Origin of the sequence: Vibrio paracholerae, from assembly GCF_037672085.1 — a bacterium.
In the GTDB taxonomy this organism is placed as follows: Bacteria; Pseudomonadota; Gammaproteobacteria; order Enterobacterales; family Vibrionaceae; genus Vibrio; species Vibrio cholerae.
Genome location: NZ_JBBHLM010000003.1, coordinates 215,243 through 231,411, shown reverse-complemented (window position 1 = coordinate 231,411; position 16,169 = coordinate 215,243). Strand labels below are relative to the sequence as shown.

The following is a 16,169-nucleotide window of genomic DNA, read 5'->3' as shown; positions in this document are numbered from 1 at the left end:
TCATGACGATTCGAATCCTACCCGCTCGTTTAGCTAACCAAATTGCAGCGGGTGAAGTGGTAGAAAGACCGGCGTCTGTAGTTAAAGAGCTGGTGGAAAATAGTTTAGATGCCGGAGCCACTCGAATTGATATTGATATCGAGAAGGGGGGCGCTAAGCTCATTCGTATTCGCGATAATGGATCAGGTATTGATAAGGACGAACTAGGGCTTGCGCTGAGTCGTCACGCGACCTCTAAAATTCACACCCTCGATGATCTGGAAGCGATCATGAGCCTTGGCTTTCGTGGTGAGGCCTTAGCCAGTATTAGCTCTGTCTCACGGTTAACCCTCACTTCGCGCACGGTAGCGCAAGAAGAAGCATGGTCTGCCTATAGTGAAGGCCGCGATATGTCGGTCAAGTTACAGCCTGCAGCTCACCCCGTGGGCACGACAGTGGAAGTGTTGGATCTCTTTTTCAATACCCCAGCACGGCGTAAATTTTTGCGCACCGAAAAAACCGAATTTACCCATATTGATGAGCTGCTCAAACGAATTGCGCTGAGCCGTTTTGATGTCAGCTTTACTCTGCGCCATAACGGAAAAATCGTGCGTCAGTATCGCGCTGCAACGACTTTACCGCAGCAGGAAAAACGTTTAGCTGCGGTGTGTGGCAACCCGTTTGTGCAACATATGTTACGCATTGAGTTAGAGCACCAAGGGCTTAAACTGCATGGCTGGATCACGACGCCGGAAGGCGCGCGCCAGCAGAGCGATCTGCAATACTGTTACGTAAACGGCCGGATGATGCGCGATAAGCTGATCAATCATGCGATTCGCCAAAGCTACGAAACCAGCTTACGTGCCGATCAATTTGCTACCTATGTGCTGTTTATTGAACTCGATCCTCATCAAGTGGATGTCAACGTCCATCCAGCCAAGCATGAAGTGCGCTTCCATCAAGCTCGCCTCGTTCATGATTTCATCTATCAAGCCTTAAGCAGTGCGCTAGTACAAAGTGCGCAGGTGATGGCTCCGACCATTAATGAAGGGGCGTTTCATTTACCTCACTGCGCGGAAGAGGTGAATCCTCCGGTTGTGCCGATGATAGAGACCACGCAACAAGAAAGAGTGTGGCAAGCGGTGCAAAATACGCCAGATTATCCGCGTAAAGCTCCACGTGATAACGATAGGGATGAGAGCGATAATCAGCAGGTTAGAGAGCGAGCGGTCAGCAATCCTTGGGTGGCTTCACCCAAGACTGCAAGTACTGGCAAAGAAAGATATGGTTCGGCATCCGTCAGCAAAAAAGAGGCCGCGGTTTATCAAACCTTGATGCAAACTCCCGATTTATCGGATGAAGAACCGAATACTGCTTGTGCCGTTTCCCCATTCATTGAAGCCGTCAAGGCTAATACTGCTATCGAAAAACTGGGTAAAGCGATCCAAGTGGTGGCGGGACAGTACCTGTTGATGAGTAGCCCACAAGGCTGTGTGCTTATCTCGCTATACCAAGCTCAGCAACTCAAACTGCGTGGATTACTCAATGCTCAGCATGGTGCGCTGAAAGCGCAGCCACTGCTGGTGCCACTTGCGCTAAAACTGAATGAATCTGAATGGCAAGTGGCGCAGCGTCATTCATCGGCTTTGTTGCAACTGGGTATTGAACTGAAAACGCGCACCAATCACAGCATTATGGTGATGGCGGTTCCGCAGCCGCTGCGCCAGCAAAATTTACAGCAATTGCTGCCGGATCTGTTATCTTACGCGGCGAGTTGCTCGGAAAGCCAAGCCTTGAGCCATCAAGCGTTGGCGGATTGGTTAACTCAACGTATCGTTGTAGAAAAAAGAGACTACACTTTAGCCGAGGCGATCGGCTTGATCGCAGAGCTGGAGCAGCTCTGGCAAGGCAATTTGCCTTTGCAAGACCCGCATTTTATTACTTTGGTGGATTTTTCCGCCTCAATTACAGCATTACACTCATGACTCAAAAGTTACCTCTCGCCCTCTTCCTAATGGGCCCAACGGCCTCTGGCAAAACGGATTTAGCCATTCGCTTACGTCAGAAATATCCGGTGGAGATCATCAGCGTCGATTCGGCACTGATTTATCGGGGGATGGACATAGGTACCGCAAAACCTGATGCTCAAGAACTAGCACTCGCACCGCACCGTTTGATCGATATTCTCGATCCGAGCGAAGCGTATTCGGCTGCCGATTTTCGTCGTGATGCATTAAAAGAGATGGCGGATATCGTCGCTCAGGGCAAAATCCCACTGTTGGTGGGAGGCACAATGCTCTACTTTAAAGCCTTACTCGAAGGGTTATCACCACTACCTGCCGCGGATCCCGTGATTCGCCAGCAGATCGAACGGGAAGCTGAAACGCTGGGCTGGCAGGCGTTACATGATCAGTTACAACAGATTGATCCCGTCTCAGCACAGCGAATTCATCCCAATGATCCACAAAGATTGTCGCGGGCATTGGAAGTTTATCGAATTTCAGGTAAAACTCTTACTGAACTGACGCAAACCAAAGGGGAAGCAATTCCTTATCGGGTGCTGCAGTTTGCAATTGCTCCCAAGGAAAGGGCAGAACTCCATCGTCGGATTGAACTTCGCTTTGAGAAAATGGTCGAATCAGGGTTTGAAGAAGAGGTCAAAGCATTATATGCCAGAGATGATCTTCATCCGGATCTTCCTTCGATTCGCTGCGTCGGCTACCGACAGATGTGGGATTACTTAGACGGTCATGGAACCTTAGATGAAGCGATTTATCGCGGCATCTGTGCCACCCGTCAATTGGCCAAGCGACAGATCACCTGGTTACGCAGCTGGGATGATTTAACTTGGTTAGATAGCGAAAACGTTGATCAAGCCGTTGAAACGCTCTCGAATGCGATAGCTTCCAACGAAATAAGCTGTGTATAATGTGATCGCTTTTGCGTGATGTACCCCGGAAAGGATCCGCTATTGGTACTCTGTTGAGCATCGGTAGCAACGGGGATTTTGATTCGTTTAGCTCAGATGCAAGGCTGCATATAATTCTGCTGCACCGCTAGCTAAATAATTACTAGAAAAGACAAAATAAGGAAAAACAAAATGGCTAAGGGGCAATCTCTACAAGACCCATTTCTGAATGCACTACGTCGTGAACGTATCCCTGTTTCTATCTACCTTGTGAACGGCATTAAACTGCAAGGTCAGATCGAATCATTTGATCAATTTGTGATCTTGCTGAAGAACACAGTAAACCAAATGGTTTACAAGCATGCGATTTCTACTGTGGTTCCTGCTCGTCCAGTTAGCCACCACAGCGGCGACCGCCCAGCATCGGATCGTCCAGCAGAGAAGTCTGAAGAGTAATTCTTTGCACAATTATTTAAGGAGTTGATCGCTTGTTTGACCGTTATGAAGCCGGTGAGCGAGCCGTACTTGTTCATGTCAACTTCACGCAACGGGGTGAGTGGGAAGATCTGAGCGAATGTAAAATGCTCATTTCCTCCGCTGGGGTGACAACACTGCATGTGGTAACAGGCAGTCGTCAGACCCCTCACCCTAAATATTTCGTTGGTGAGGGTAAAGCCCAAGAAATCGCCGAAGCCGTGCAAATGCATGGCGCTAATGTGGTGATTTTTAACCACGCTCTTTCTCCTGCCCAAGAACGTAACTTCGAAAGACTGTGCCAATGCCGAGTCATTGATCGTACCGGTCTTATCCTTGATATCTTCGCTCAACGAGCTCGTACCCATGAAGGTAAGCTACAAGTCGAGTTGGCTCAGTTGCGCCATATCTCTACTCGCTTAATTCGTGGTTGGACGCACTTAGAAAGACAAAAAGGCGGGATTGGTTTACGTGGGCCGGGTGAAACCCAGCTTGAAACAGACCGACGTTTACTGCGTGAACGAATTAAAGCGATTTTGCGCCGCTTAGAAAAAGTGGCCAAACAGCGTGAACAAGGGCGCCGTGCTCGTAGCCGTGCAGAAATTCCAACCATCTCGTTGGTGGGTTATACCAACGCAGGGAAATCCACCCTGTTTAACCGAATCACTGAAGCCGGTGTGTATGCGGCGGATCAATTGTTTGCAACGCTCGATCCTACCTTGCGTAAAATCGATCTGGTGGATGTAGGGCCGGCCGTTTTAGCCGACACAGTAGGCTTTATTCGTCATCTTCCGCATGATCTTGTTGCGGCTTTTAAAGCGACGTTACAAGAGACACAAGAAGCTGACATTTTGTTACATGTTGTTGATGCCAGTGACGAACGCTTTCGTGAGAATATCCAAGCGGTAGAGACTGTTTTACAAGAGATTGATGCTCATGAAGTCCCCACTTTGTTGGTGATGAATAAGATAGATAATCTCGAAGAACAATCTCCACGTATAGAACGGGATGATGAAGGTGTTCCGAGAGTAGTGTGGATCTCTGCCATGCAGGGCACGGGTATTGAGCTACTCTTTGAGGCATTGAGTGAGCGTTTGGCTAGCCAAGTGGTGGAGCACCACTTACGTATTCCGCCGCGACATCAAGGACGTATCCGTAGCACATTTTTCCAAATGAACTGTATTCAACAGGAAGAGTATGATCCGGAAGGCAATTTACTGATCACTGTGCGGATGCAACAGGTCGATTGGGCTAGACTAGAAAAACGAGAGCAAGCAGATTTATGTGACTTTATAGTTACTTAAAGGACTGCTAGAGTATAACGTCATATCAAATGATGGAGTTTTCTAATGGCGTGGAATGAGCCTGGTAATAATAACGGCAACAATGGCCGCGATAATGACCCATGGGGGAACAACAATCGCGGTAATAATAAAGGTGGCCGAGATCAAGGACCGCCAGATTTAGACGAAGTATTTAATAAACTGAGTCAAAAGCTGGGGGGCAAGTTTGGTGGCAAAGGTGGTAAAGGCCCTTCGTTTTCCGGTGGCGGTGCGATTGGCTTCGGTGTCATTGCAGCTATCGCCGTTGCGGTTTGGTTCTTTACCGGTTTTTATACCATTGGTGAAGCTGAGCGCGGCGTTGTGCTACGCCTTGGCAAATACGACCGCATTGTCGATCCAGGTTTGAACTGGCGGCCAAGGTTTATTGATGAAGTGACACCTGTCAACGTGCAAGCGATTCGCTCACTACGCTCATCTGGCTTGATGCTGACCAAAGATGAAAACGTGGTGACAGTCTCAATGGATGTGCAATATCGTATTGCCGACCCTTACAAATACTTGTATCGCGTGACTAATGCAGATGACAGCTTGCGTCAGGCAACAGATTCGGCGCTTCGCGCTGTTGTTGGTGATGCATTAATGGATAGCATTTTGACCAGCGGTCGTCAGCAAATTCGCCAAAGCACGCAGCAGACACTCAACCAAGTCATCGATAGCTATGATATGGGCTTGATGATTGTTGATGTGAACTTCCAGTCGGCTCGTCCACCTGAGCAAGTTAAAGATGCCTTTGACGATGCGATTGCGGCTCGTGAGGATGAAGAGCGTTTCATCCGTGAGGCTGAAGCCTACAAGAACGAAATTTTGCCTAAGGCCACAGGCCGTGCTGAGCGTCTGAAGAAAGAAGCGCAAGGTTACAACGAGCGCACCATCAACGAAGCCCTTGGTCAGGTTGCTCAGTTTGAAAAGCTGTTGCCTGAATACCAAGCTGCGCCGAAAGTAACGCGAGATCGTCTCTATTTAGATTCAATGGAACAGGTGTATAGCAATACTTCAAAAGTGCTGATTGATTCTGAATCGAGCGGCAATCTGCTCTATCTGCCGATTGATAAGTTAGCAGGTCAAGACAATAAAGCAGGGGCGCAGCCACGTCCAAACAAGTCTTCATCAGCCTACGATCAAATTGAGCTTGAATCACAAACGACAGAAACGAATACCGACACTCAGTCGCGTAACACCACACGTCAAGGGAGATACTAAGAATGCGTAAGTTATTAATCCCTAGTATCGTTCTGATCATCGCTGCATTATTGATGTCGATGTTCGTGATCCCAGAGGGTGAGCGTGGAATCGTGATCCGTTTTGGTCGAGTGTTGAAAGACAATAACGATGCGGCGAGAATTTATGAGCCGGGCCTGCATTTTAAAATGCCATTATTTGATCGTGTAAAAACCTTAGATGCACGTATTCAAACCATGGATGGCCGTTCAGACCGTTTCGTGACATCTGAGAAAAAAGACGTGATCATCGATACTTATGTTAAGTGGCGTATCGAAGATTTTGGTCAGTATTACTTGGCAACCGGTGGCGGTAATGCGTTGACCGCAGAAGCGCTACTAGAGCGTAAAGTGACTGATGTCTTGCGTTCTCAAATCGGTGCGCGTGAAATCAAGCAGATTGTTTCGGGCCCTCGCAATGTTGCCGTATTACCTGACAATGCAGATTCTTCTGAATTGACGACGGAAGCGGCGAAAGAAGCGCTGGAGATCGATGGTCAGCGTGATCAAATCATGTCTGAAGTACTGAACGATACTCGTGAAAGTGCGATGAAAGACTTAGGGGTATACGTGGTCGACTTCCGTATGAAGAAGATCAACCTACCGGATGAGATCAGCGAGTCAATCTATCGCCGTATGCGTGCGGAACGTGAATCGGTAGCCCGTAAGCACCGTTCACAAGGTCGTGAAAAAGCGGAAGTGATCCGTGCGCAAGCAGAGCTTGAGGTAGCAACAATTCTTGCTGAAGCGGATAAGACGGCGCGTGTAACTCGTGGTACTGCGGATGCAGAAGCCGCGAAGATTTACTCGGATGCTTATAAGAAAGATCCTGAGTTCTTCAGCTTCTTGCGCTCACTGCGCGCGTACGAGAAATCGTTTAACAGCAAAAATGACATTCTGGTATTGGATCCAAAAAGCGAGTTCTTCCAATACATGAATAATGCGAAAGGCGCTGCCGCCAAGTAAGCATTAGTCAACCTTATTAAAGGCTCCGTAAGGGGCCTTTGTTATTTGGAGTCAATATGTCGCAGACACTTTGGATTGCATTAGGTTTAGTGTTGATCGTTGAAGGGCTAGGACCATTATTCGCGCCGAGAGGATGGCGTCAGATGGTGGCACAATTGAGCCTACAGCCGGATAACCAGTTGCGCCGCATCGGCGGTTGTTTGGTAGTGGCTGGCGCTGTAATAGCCTACGTTTTCGCTCGTTAAGGTCGGCGAATTACGTAGGCTATTAATAGAAAATGATTCTATCAGTAGTGTGGTGGCGGTGTTTCATGAGCAGGATCAGCCAGAGTGGAGGTATCCATATTTTTGACTTTACCGACCACGTATTTCATTTGATCTTGCATCTTGCTCAGTAGCAGTTGCTGCTGCGTCAAGGCGTCATTAAGAGTTTCGATGGTTTGCTCTTGAAAAGCTAATTTGCACTCTAAATCTTCAATGTGCTCTTGAAGTTGGGTTAGCGACATCTCTTGCATTCTCAGTTCTCCATTCGCCAAGCTTGAGCGATACCCGCAGAGCTGCCCGCTACGGCGCGCTGTTGGGCATCAAAAGCCGCATCATACACGACCGCTTGGGTAGGACCCTGATCTTTTTTGTTTCTCGACTCGAAACTGGCTATTTTCTTACCATCTTGCGTATTCCATACTTCGACTAATCCAGAAGGGGTTCCCGTGATCAGCTTTTTTCCATCATCAGAAAAACGAGCGGTGGAAAAAATCAGCTGGCGTCGGAAACTGTGCAACTGGATCGGTTTTCTGTCTACGGTGAGATCCCAAATGAGCGCTTGATTACCACCATCTGAAGTAAACGCCAGTTTGCCTTCTCGTTGTAACGTGACCCGATTGACTCGCTGCTCATGTTCAAATTGGCGAATGATTTGGCCAGTTTTGGTATCCCATAAATAAGCGTGGTAATCATTGCCTCCGGTTAGCGCATAGCGCCCATTAGCAGAGAGTGCGACAGAATTGACTTTTTCACGGTGAGCAAGGAACTCCATGCGACGACCGCTGACTAAGTCAACGTAAATCGCTTTACCATTGGTCACACCTAGCAGCACCTGTTCACCATCACTGGAGAGATCAACATCGCGGATCAACCCATCGGTAATCGACCAAAGTCCTTTGCCTTGGGTCCATGCAAGATCCCAAACTGCAAAGTTATTTTGGCTTGCGGTGACCGCGAAACGTTCACTATCAGCAATACGGATCAAGGATACGGGGTTAGCCTGTGGATCTTGCGCGCCAAGATCGGCAAGTTTTTTGTCTTGCAAGAGATCCCATAACACTAACTGTTGTTGTTTGGAGTAGATAAGGGCAAATCGGCCATCACGACTTAAGCCAAAAGCGGTTGAACCTTCAGGGGCTAAGACCCATTGTTGCTCTGCTTGGTTGGCAAAAAAACAACCACTTAACATTAAGATGACAAGCAAAGCGTAGAGTGAGTGATAAATTCTTCGCATCAAGTCGAATTATCCGTTTGTTGTGTAAAGACAATCATGAAACATATCGCTATATTGGTACAACTCTTTGTTGTGCACCAGTTGGTTGCTGGTTTTTGTGCACAACGCCAAAAGGATTACCTCATAATTGGAGAACCCGATGAAATCACTTTTTAAAGTGTCACTGCTGGCTGCGACGGTAATGCTCGCGGTTGGTTGTCAGAAAGAAGAAGCACCAAAAACCGAAACCACGCCTGCCGCACAAACCGCAGCAGCAAAAACGGTTGAGTTCAAGTCTGAAGATGATAAAGCGGCGTACGCAATTGGCGTATCGTTTGCAAACTATCTTAAAACCAGTATTGAGAAGCCAAGTGAAATTGGCATCGATCTGAACAAAGATCTGGTTCTGAAAGGTATTGAGCATGTGTTTGCTGGCAACCCAGAAATGAGCGAAGAAGAGACACGTGCTGCGCTTGAAGCGTTAGATAAGCGTGTGGCTGAAACCATGCAAGTCAAAGCCGCTGAAAAAGCAGCAGAGAACAAGAAGAAAGGTGATGAGTTCCGCGCCCAATTCGAGAAAGAGTCAGGTGTCGTGAAAACGCAATCTGGTCTGCTGTATCAAGTGATGACACCAGCAGAGGGTGATAAGCCAAAAGATACCGATACTGTGCAAGTTCATTACAAAGGCACTTTGACTGACGGTTCACAATTCGACAGCTCTTATGAGCGTGGCGAGCCTGCAACTTTCCCTCTCAACCGTGTGATCCCAGGCTGGACCGAGGGTGTACAACTGATGTCAGTCGGCTCTAAGTTTAAACTGGTTATTCCGCCTGAACTGGCTTATGGCGAACAAGATACGCCAACCATTCCAGCGAACTCAACTTTAGTGTTTGAAGTGGAATTGTTGAAAATTGAAAACGGCAAAGACGCTGCTCAGTAATCAATAATTCCGTGCTCGTTATTGAAACGAGAGGAATGAAAAAAGGCCTGACGTTGTGCAGGCCTTTTTTGTATGCGCAGATTCTAATAAGAACTTGTCCTAAATCACTTGTTGGTGATATTGCAGAATCGTGGTTTAAAATTTTCTGATAAACTTACAGCAATTTGTTGATTTTTCATTCTAAGGTTTAAGCACAGTGACAATGACAGAAACCATGAATGTCGATTTACTGCTTGAGATGGAATCGGTGCACGTAAAGCCGTTTACGGAGCACGATAAAGTGATTCTGCGCTCTTACGAGGCGGTAGTTGATGGCATCGCGAGCCTGATAGGCCCATTTTGTGAGATCGTTCTTCACTCGCTTGAAGATCTCAACACATCGGCGATCAAGATTGCCAACGGTGAAAACACAGGTCGTCAAGTGGGATCGCCAATTACCGATATGGCTTTGAAAATGCTGCGTGATATAGAAGGATCTGAGCGTAACTTCTCCCGCTCCTATTTCACGCGCGCCAAAGGCGGCGTGTTGATGAAATCAATCACAGTCGCTATCCGGAATGGTGAGAATCGAGTGATTGGTCTGCTGTGTATCAACGTCAACCTTGATGCACCGTTTTCGCAAGTGCTGAAATCCTTTATGCCGACTCAGGAAGCACAAGAAGCCGCCTCTTCAGTTAACTTCGCCAGTGATGTGGAAGAGCTGGTGGATCAAACGGTTGAACGTACCATCGAAGAAATCAACGGTGATAAGTCTGTTTCAAACAATACCAAGAATCGCCAAATCGTGATGGCATTGTTTGATAAAGGCATCTTCGATATTAAAGATGCAATCAACCGAGTTGCCGATCGACTGAATATCTCTAAACACACTGTGTATCTCTACATTCGTCAACGTAAAACTGAGGATGATGAGAAGTGAAACCACTCACTTACACCTTAGTGGTGAACGGGCCACAATACGGCACGCAATCGGCCCGCAACGCCTATCTGTTTGCTAACGCGCTGATTGAGAAAGGACATATTTTAAAAAGCGTGTTCTTTTATCAAGACGGTGTGCTTAATGGCTCGGCGACGCATGTACCAGCCAATGATGAGTTTAACTTGTTACAAGGTTGGCAATCCCTTGCTAAATCCCATCAAGTACAACTTGAAACTTGTGTCGCAGCAGCGCTGCGCCGTGGTGTCGTTAGTGAGCAAGAAGCGTCGCAACACGGCTTAGCTAGCCATAACCTCGCCACTCATTTCACTCAAGCGGGACTGGGCAGCTTGGCACAAGCATTACTGGAACAAGATAGGGTGGTGCAGTTTTGAATAAAGTCGCATGGCTATTTCATACGCCGCCTCATGGTAGCGCGGCAGGGCGAGAAGGCTTAGATGCCATTCTTGCGACTTCAGCCTACAGTGAAGAACAAGCCCTATTTTTTGTTGGCGAAGGTGTGTTGCAGTTGGTCAATCATCAGCACCCCGAATCGATTTTAAGTCGTGATTATATTTCGGCATTCAAGCTTTTGGATCTCTACGACATTGAAGCGCGTTATGTCTGCCAACAGAGCTTGGCTGGCTGGGGGCTGAGTGAACAAGATTTACTGATTGAGGTGGAAGTGGTTGATACCAAAGAACTGGCGCAGTTACTGCACCACTACGATCAGTTACTGACTTTCTAAGGAGCTCCTATGCTACATATTGTTAAGCACTTAGAAAAACTCCCTTTGCTTAGTGCTTATTTACTCGATGGTGATGTTGTTCTATTGACGGAGAATGCCATCTATGCGGCGGCGGTACACTCACCATATCGAGCGAGTATTAATGATCAGAACCTATGGTTGGTGCTTTATGAGGATCTGCACGCGCGTGGTTGGCTAGAAAAATGCGATCCGCGTATTTCGGTTGTCACCATGAGTGATTTTGTTGATTTGACAATAACCCATGAAAAATCAATAACCTGGTAGGTTTGCTTTTTCTAATCATCCTGAGCGGAACAAAGCTCACACAGGATCAGCAAAAAAGATCTGTATATTTCTTGACACACATCCCACTGCTGCATAGAATTTTGCGTCCCTATTTGTGCAAACTGTTTGCATGGAAGGGATAGATTTTTCACAAGCTTACTTTAAGTAAATCAGGAGCTAGTTAATGGCAACTATTAACCAGTTGGTTCGTAAGCCACGTGCTAAGCAAGTTGTTAAAAGCAACGTGCCAGCACTAGCTGCGTGCCCACAAAAACGTGGTGTATGTACTCGTGTTTACACAACTACACCTAAAAAACCTAACTCAGCACTTCGTAAAGTATGTCGTGTACGCCTAACTAACGGTTTTGAAGTTACTTCATACATCGGTGGTGAAGGTCACAACCTACAAGAGCACAGTGTTGTTCTGATCCGTGGTGGTCGTGTTAAAGACCTCCCAGGTGTTCGCTACCACACTGTTCGTGGTGCACTTGACTGTGCAGGCGTGAATGACCGTAAACAAGCTCGTTCTAAGTACGGTGTGAAGCGTCCTAAGTCTTAATTCCCTTCTTTCTTATGAAAGAAGCGTTAAGTAAGGCCAAACACTAAAATTAAATTTTAATTTTGAAAAAACTGAAAAGTTTTGGATAACCTGAAGAAGACAACGGAGAATATTCCATGCCACGTCGTCGCGTCATTGGTCAGCGTAAGATCCTTCCAGATCCAAAGTTCAAATCTGAACTGCTGGCAAAATTCGTTAACATCCTTATGGTTGACGGTAAAAAATCTACTGCAGAGAAAATCGTTTACACTGCACTAGACACCATGGCTGAAAAGTCTGGTAAAAACCACTTAGCCGTATTTGAAGAAGCTCTTGAAAACGTTCGCCCAGCGGTAGAAGTTAAATCTCGCCGTGTTGGTGGTTCAACTTACCAAGTGCCAGTTGAAGTACGTCCAGTACGTCGTAATGCTCTGGCAATGCGTTGGTTGGTTGAAGCTGCGCGTAAGCGTGGTGAAAAATCTATGGCTGCTCGTCTAGCTGCTGAAATGCTAGACGCATCCGAAAACAAAGGTTCTGCTGTTAAGAAACGTGAAGACGTTCACCGTATGGCAGAAGCGAACAAAGCGTTTGCTCATTACCGCTGGTAATACCTTCTGTGCTGCGAGGTTCTCTCGCAGCACATTTCTATTTTCTAAGGTTGACCTTAGTAAGAGGATACAATCGTGGCTCGTAAAACTCCTATTGAGCGCTACCGTAACATCGGTATCTGTGCTCACGTAGATGCAGGAAAAACAACCACTACTGAGCGTATTCTGTTCTACACTGGCCTCTCTCACAAAATTGGCGAAGTTCACGACGGTGCTGCGACTATGGACTGGATGGTCCAAGAGCAAGAGCGTGGTATTACCATAACCTCTGCTGCCACCACCACCTTCTGGCGTGGTATGGAAGCGCAATTCCAAGAACATCGCATCAACATCATTGATACCCCTGGACACGTTGACTTTACGATCGAAGTAGAGCGTTCACTTCGTGTGCTTGATGGTGCAGTGGTCGTATTCTGTGGTACATCAGGTGTTGAACCTCAGTCTGAAACCGTTTGGCGTCAAGCTGACAAATACGGCGTTCCACGCATGGTATTCGTCAACAAAATGGACCGTGCTGGTGCAGATTTCTTACGCGTAGTAGGCCAAATTAAACATCGTCTTGGTGCGACTCCTGTTCCAATCCAACTCAATATTGGTGCAGAAGAAGAGTTCAGAGGTGTCATCGACCTTATCAAGATGAAAGCCATCAACTGGAATGAAGCCGATCAAGGCATGAGCTTCACTTATGAAGAAATTCCTGCGGATATGCTTGAGCTTGCCCAAGAGTGGCGTAACCACCTTGTGGAAGCCGCAGCCGAAGCCAGTGAAGAGTTGATGGAAAAATACCTTGAAGATGGTGAACTTAGTGAAGTAGAGATCAAACAAGCTCTGCGTCAGCGCACCATCAACAACGAAATTGTTCTCGCTACTTGTGGTAGTGCATTTAAGAACAAAGGCGTACAAGCAGTATTGGATGCGGTGATTGAGTTTCTGCCATCACCTACTGATGTCCCTGCGATCAAAGGTATTGATGATCGAGAAAACAGTGTTGAGCGTCATGCTGACGATAACGAACCGTTTTCTTCACTCGCGTTTAAGATTGCTACCGATCCTTTTGTTGGCTCGCTGACCTTTATTCGCGTCTACTCTGGAGTGGTTAACTCGGGTGATGCGGTTTATAACTCAGTGAAGCAAAAGAAAGAGCGCTTTGGCCGTATCGTACAGATGCATGCTAACAAGCGTGATGAAATCAAAGAGATTCGTGCGGGTGACATCGCTGCGGCTATTGGCCTGAAAGATGTGACTACGGGCGATACTTTGTGTGATCCGAATCATGTTGTGATTCTGGAGCGTATGGAGTTCCCTGAACCAGTAATTCAGATCGCAGTAGAGCCTCGCTCTAAAGCTGATCAGGAAAAAATGGGTATTGCTTTAGGTAAACTCGCAGCAGAAGACCCATCATTCCGCGTTGAGACTGACGCTGAGACGGGTCAAACGCTGATTTCTGGTATGGGTGAGCTTCACCTAGATATTATCGTCGATCGCATGAAACGTGAGTTTGGTGTCGATTGTAACGTAGGTAAACCTCAGGTGGCTTACCGTGAAACCATTCGTGGTAAATCGGAAGTGGAAGGTAAGTTCGTTCGTCAGTCAGGTGGTCGTGGTCAATACGGTCACGTATGGCTGAAAATTGAACCTGCTGAGCCTGGTCAAGGGTTTGTCTTCGTTGACGCAATCGCGGGTGGTGTGATTCCAAAAGAATTTATCAACCCAGTTGCGAAAGGTATCGAGGAGCAAATGAACAACGGTGTGTTAGCGGGCTATCCAGTGCTGGATGTCAAAGCTACCCTGTTTGATGGTTCATTCCACGATGTCGACTCCAGCGAAATGGCGTTTAAAATCGCTGGTTCTATGGCATTCAAGAAAGGTGCGCTTGAAGCTCAACCTGTTCTTCTTGAGCCGTTAATGAAAGTTGAAATAACCACTCCAGAAGACTGGATGGGTGATGTTGTGGGTGACTTAAACCGTCGTCGTGGCATCATCGAAGGTATGGATGAAGGCCCTGCGGGACTGAAAATCATCCACGCTAAAGTCCCACTGTCTGAGATGTTTGGTTATGCAACTGACCTGCGTTCTGCCACACAAGGCCGTGCTTCTTACTCTATGGAGTTTGCTGAGTACGCTGATGTGCCGAAAAATATTGCTGACGCAATTATCGCAGAGCGTGGTTAACCGTTGTTTGGTTAATAACGAATCTATTGCGCTGACGTGAGTTGGCGCATAAAATAGCAATTTCTGGCGCGCCTTGGGTACTGCTTACCCAAAGCGAATCATAACTAGGAAGGAACACGATCGTGTCTAAAGAAAAATTTGAACGTACGAAACCGCACGTAAACGTTGGTACTATCGGCCACGTTGACCACGGTAAAACAACTCTAACTGCAGCTATCTGTACTGTACTTGCAAAAGTATACGGCGGTAAAGCTCGTGACTTCGCGTCAATCGACAACGCACCAGAAGAGCGTGAGCGTGGTATTACAATCAATACTTCTCACGTAGAGTACGATACTCCAAACCGTCACTACGCACACGTAGACTGTCCAGGACACGCGGATTATGTTAAGAACATGATCACTGGTGCAGCACAGATGGACGGCGGTATCCTAGTTGTAGCGGCAACTGACGGTCCAATGCCACAAACTCGTGAGCACATCCTGCTGGGTCGCCAGGTAGGTATTCCTTACATCATCGTATTCATGAACAAGTGTGACATGGTTGACGATGAAGAGCTTCTAGAGCTGGTTGAAATGGAAGTTCGTGAGCTGCTGTCTGAGTACGATTTCCCAGGTGATGACCTGCCAGTAATCCAAGGTTCAGCACTAGGCGCGCTAAACGGCGAAGCACAGTGGGAAGCGAAGATTGTTGAGCTAGCAGAAGCACTGGATTCATACATTCCAGAGCCAGAGCGTGCAGTAGACATGGCATTCCTGATGCCAATCGAAGACGTATTCTCAATCCAAGGTCGTGGTACAGTAGTAACAGGCCGTATCGAGCGCGGCATCCTGAAAGTGGGTGACGAAGTAGCGATCGTAGGTATCAAAGACACAGTAAAAACTACGTGTACAGGTGTAGAGATGTTCCGTAAGCTGCTTGACGAAGGTCGTGCAGGTGAGAACGTTGGTGCACTGCTACGTGGTACTAAGCGTGAAGAAGTAGAGCGTGGTCAAGTACTGGCGAAGCCAGGTTCAATCACACCACACACTAAGTTCGAATCAGAAGTATACGTACTGTCAAAAGACGAAGGTGGCCGTCATACTCCATTCTTCAAAGGTTACCGTCCACAGTTCTACTTCCGTACAACTGACGTAACAGGCAGCATCGAGCTTCCAGAAGGCGTAGAAATGGTAATGCCAGGCGACAACATCAAGATGGTTGTAGACCTGATTGCACCAATCGCGATGGACGAAGGTCTACGCTTCGCTATCCGTGAAGGTGGCCGTACTGTAGGTGCTGGTGTTGTAGCTAAGATCATCGCTTAATTGCGTTAATCTTGCCGCGCAACGCTGCATCGGAAAAGGGAGGCTTCGGCTTCCCTTTTTCATTTTTGGTTATAAGTCATCTTAGGCTTATATCTTCTTTTGGCTTTATCCCGCTAATAATCAAAACAACACATTAGCTTCATCCAAATAACCTGAGCGTTAGCGCTGTACTTTCAGTTGGGCGCTTCTCTTTCCCATCGCCATTTTCTTATAACAATCCGATCTGAGCAAAATAGTAAACGCAGTAGAAATAAGAGTGATTCTCTTTTATGATTTGTGCATAACAGATTCG

The 16,169-nt window shown here is 47.1% G+C and carries 18 protein-coding genes; 16 read left to right on the top strand and 2 right to left on the bottom strand.

Annotation, left to right across the window (positions count from 1 at the left end; all coding sequences use genetic code 11):
- The first annotated feature begins 2 nt into the window (after window positions 1-2).
- The 7 genes from mutL (at window position 3) to R4537_RS18380 (ending at window position 7,132) form a co-directional block, all read left to right on the top strand.
- Complete coding sequence (gene mutL / locus R4537_RS18410; RefSeq protein WP_071178710.1) at window positions 3-1,964, top strand: DNA mismatch repair endonuclease MutL; 1,962 nt, start codon at window positions 3-5, stop codon at window positions 1,962-1,964.
- Entirely contained in the window at window positions 1,961-2,908 is a 948-nt protein-coding gene (gene miaA, locus R4537_RS18405) for a tRNA (adenosine(37)-N6)-dimethylallyltransferase MiaA (protein WP_000192302.1), read from the top strand. The genes mutL and miaA overlap by 4 nt, the downstream gene beginning before the upstream one ends.
- Before the next feature lie 171 nt (window positions 2,909-3,079).
- Window positions 3,080-3,343 (top strand): RNA chaperone Hfq, encoded by a 264-nt coding sequence (hfq, locus tag R4537_RS18400; protein ID WP_001051872.1) that lies wholly within the window; start codon window positions 3,080-3,082, stop codon window positions 3,341-3,343.
- Window positions 3,344-3,375: 32 nt separating this feature from the next.
- Window positions 3,376-4,665 (top strand): ribosome rescue GTPase HflX, encoded by a 1,290-nt coding sequence (gene hflX / locus R4537_RS18395; RefSeq protein WP_071178711.1) that lies wholly within the window; start codon window positions 3,376-3,378, stop codon window positions 4,663-4,665.
- A 45-nt stretch (window positions 4,666-4,710) separates the two neighbouring features.
- Entirely contained in the window at window positions 4,711-5,904 is a 1,194-nt protein-coding gene (gene hflK, locus R4537_RS18390) for an FtsH protease activity modulator HflK (protein ID WP_057645127.1), read from the top strand.
- A gap of 2 nt (window positions 5,905-5,906) precedes the next feature.
- Complete coding sequence (gene hflC / locus R4537_RS18385) at window positions 5,907-6,887, top strand: protease modulator HflC (protein WP_001228765.1); 981 nt, start codon at window positions 5,907-5,909, stop codon at window positions 6,885-6,887.
- A 56-nt stretch (window positions 6,888-6,943) separates the two neighbouring features.
- On the top strand, window positions 6,944-7,132 hold the full coding sequence (locus R4537_RS18380) for a DUF2065 domain-containing protein (protein ID WP_000084199.1): 189 nt from the start codon (window positions 6,944-6,946) through the stop codon (window positions 7,130-7,132).
- A 41-nt stretch (window positions 7,133-7,173) separates the two neighbouring features.
- On the opposite strand, the gene R4537_RS18375 is transcribed toward R4537_RS18380, so the two are convergent.
- Window positions 7,174-7,392 carry a SlyX family protein gene (locus R4537_RS18375; RefSeq protein WP_002020406.1) on the bottom strand — a complete coding sequence of 73 codons (219 nt, stop codon included), beginning with the start codon at window positions 7,390-7,392 and terminating at the stop codon, window positions 7,174-7,176.
- An 11-nt stretch (window positions 7,393-7,403) separates the two neighbouring features.
- On the bottom strand, window positions 7,404-8,339 hold the full coding sequence (locus tag R4537_RS18370; RefSeq protein ID WP_175463848.1) for a WD40 repeat domain-containing protein: 936 nt from the start codon (window positions 8,337-8,339) through the stop codon (window positions 7,404-7,406).
- 184 nt (window positions 8,340-8,523) lie between these two features.
- On the opposite strand from R4537_RS18370, the gene fkpA reads away from it, so the two are divergent.
- The 9 genes from fkpA to tuf all read left to right on the top strand — a co-directional run bounded on the left by fkpA (window position 8,524) and on the right by tuf (window position 15,877).
- The gene (gene fkpA, locus R4537_RS18365) at window positions 8,524-9,303 is read left to right on the top strand and encodes an FKBP-type peptidyl-prolyl cis-trans isomerase (protein WP_000838244.1); all 780 of its coding nucleotides are present in this window, start codon (window positions 8,524-8,526) and stop codon (window positions 9,301-9,303) included.
- Window positions 9,304-9,505: 202 nt separating this feature from the next.
- Window positions 9,506-10,222 carry a helix-turn-helix transcriptional regulator gene (locus R4537_RS18360; RefSeq protein WP_000140991.1) on the top strand — a complete coding sequence of 239 codons (717 nt, stop codon included), beginning with the start codon at window positions 9,506-9,508 and terminating at the stop codon, window positions 10,220-10,222.
- Window positions 10,219-10,614, top strand: coding sequence for a sulfurtransferase complex subunit TusD (gene tusD, locus R4537_RS18355; RefSeq protein WP_071178712.1), 396 nt, complete (start codon window positions 10,219-10,221; stop codon window positions 10,612-10,614). The genes R4537_RS18360 and tusD overlap by 4 nt, the downstream gene beginning before the upstream one ends.
- Window positions 10,611-10,967 (top strand): sulfurtransferase complex subunit TusC, encoded by a 357-nt coding sequence (gene tusC, locus R4537_RS18350; protein WP_001044892.1) that lies wholly within the window; start codon window positions 10,611-10,613, stop codon window positions 10,965-10,967. Before tusD ends, tusC begins: the two co-directional genes overlap by 4 nt.
- 9 nt (window positions 10,968-10,976) lie before the next feature.
- Window positions 10,977-11,252 carry a sulfurtransferase complex subunit TusB gene (tusB, locus tag R4537_RS18345; RefSeq protein WP_000902445.1) on the top strand — a complete coding sequence of 92 codons (276 nt, stop codon included), beginning with the start codon at window positions 10,977-10,979 and terminating at the stop codon, window positions 11,250-11,252.
- Window positions 11,253-11,436: 184 nt separating this feature from the next.
- On the top strand, window positions 11,437-11,811 hold the full coding sequence (gene rpsL / locus R4537_RS18340; protein WP_000201237.1) for a 30S ribosomal protein S12: 375 nt from the start codon (window positions 11,437-11,439) through the stop codon (window positions 11,809-11,811).
- Between the two features lie 116 nt (window positions 11,812-11,927).
- Entirely contained in the window at window positions 11,928-12,398 is a 471-nt protein-coding gene (rpsG, locus tag R4537_RS18335) for a 30S ribosomal protein S7 (RefSeq protein ID WP_001138052.1), read from the top strand.
- Window positions 12,399-12,473: 75 nt separating this feature from the next.
- A complete protein-coding gene (gene fusA / locus R4537_RS18330; protein WP_071178713.1) occupies window positions 12,474-14,570 on the top strand; it encodes an elongation factor G in 2,097 nt (698 codons plus the stop codon).
- Between the two features lie 122 nt (window positions 14,571-14,692).
- Entirely contained in the window at window positions 14,693-15,877 is a 1,185-nt protein-coding gene (gene tuf, locus R4537_RS18325) for an elongation factor Tu (RefSeq protein WP_000031640.1), read from the top strand.
- Window positions 15,878-16,169: the final 292 nt, after the last annotated feature.

Coding starts and splice junctions, on each gene's coding strand:
- hflK (WP_057645127.1), top strand. CDS start 4,711: ATGGCGTGGAATGAGCCTGGTAATAATAACGGCAACAATGGCCGCGAT.
- R4537_RS18375 (WP_002020406.1), bottom strand. CDS start 7,392: ATGTCGCTAACCCAACTTCAAGAGCACATTGAAGATTTAGAGTGCAAA.
- mutL (WP_071178710.1), top strand. CDS start 3: ATGACGATTCGAATCCTACCCGCTCGTTTAGCTAACCAAATTGCAGCG.
- tusB (WP_000902445.1), top strand. CDS start 10,977: ATGCTACATATTGTTAAGCACTTAGAAAAACTCCCTTTGCTTAGTGCT.
- rpsL (WP_000201237.1), top strand. CDS start 11,437: ATGGCAACTATTAACCAGTTGGTTCGTAAGCCACGTGCTAAGCAAGTT.
- rpsG (WP_001138052.1), top strand. CDS start 11,928: ATGCCACGTCGTCGCGTCATTGGTCAGCGTAAGATCCTTCCAGATCCA.
- R4537_RS18380 (WP_000084199.1), top strand. CDS start 6,944: ATGTCGCAGACACTTTGGATTGCATTAGGTTTAGTGTTGATCGTTGAA.
- miaA (WP_000192302.1), top strand. CDS start 1,961: ATGACTCAAAAGTTACCTCTCGCCCTCTTCCTAATGGGCCCAACGGCC.
- hflC (WP_001228765.1), top strand. CDS start 5,907: ATGCGTAAGTTATTAATCCCTAGTATCGTTCTGATCATCGCTGCATTA.
- hfq (WP_001051872.1), top strand. CDS start 3,080: ATGGCTAAGGGGCAATCTCTACAAGACCCATTTCTGAATGCACTACGT.
- fkpA (WP_000838244.1), top strand. CDS start 8,524: ATGAAATCACTTTTTAAAGTGTCACTGCTGGCTGCGACGGTAATGCTC.
- R4537_RS18370 (WP_175463848.1), bottom strand. CDS start 8,339: ATGTTAAGTGGTTGTTTTTTTGCCAACCAAGCAGAGCAACAATGGGTC.
- R4537_RS18360 (WP_000140991.1), top strand. CDS start 9,506: ATGACAGAAACCATGAATGTCGATTTACTGCTTGAGATGGAATCGGTG.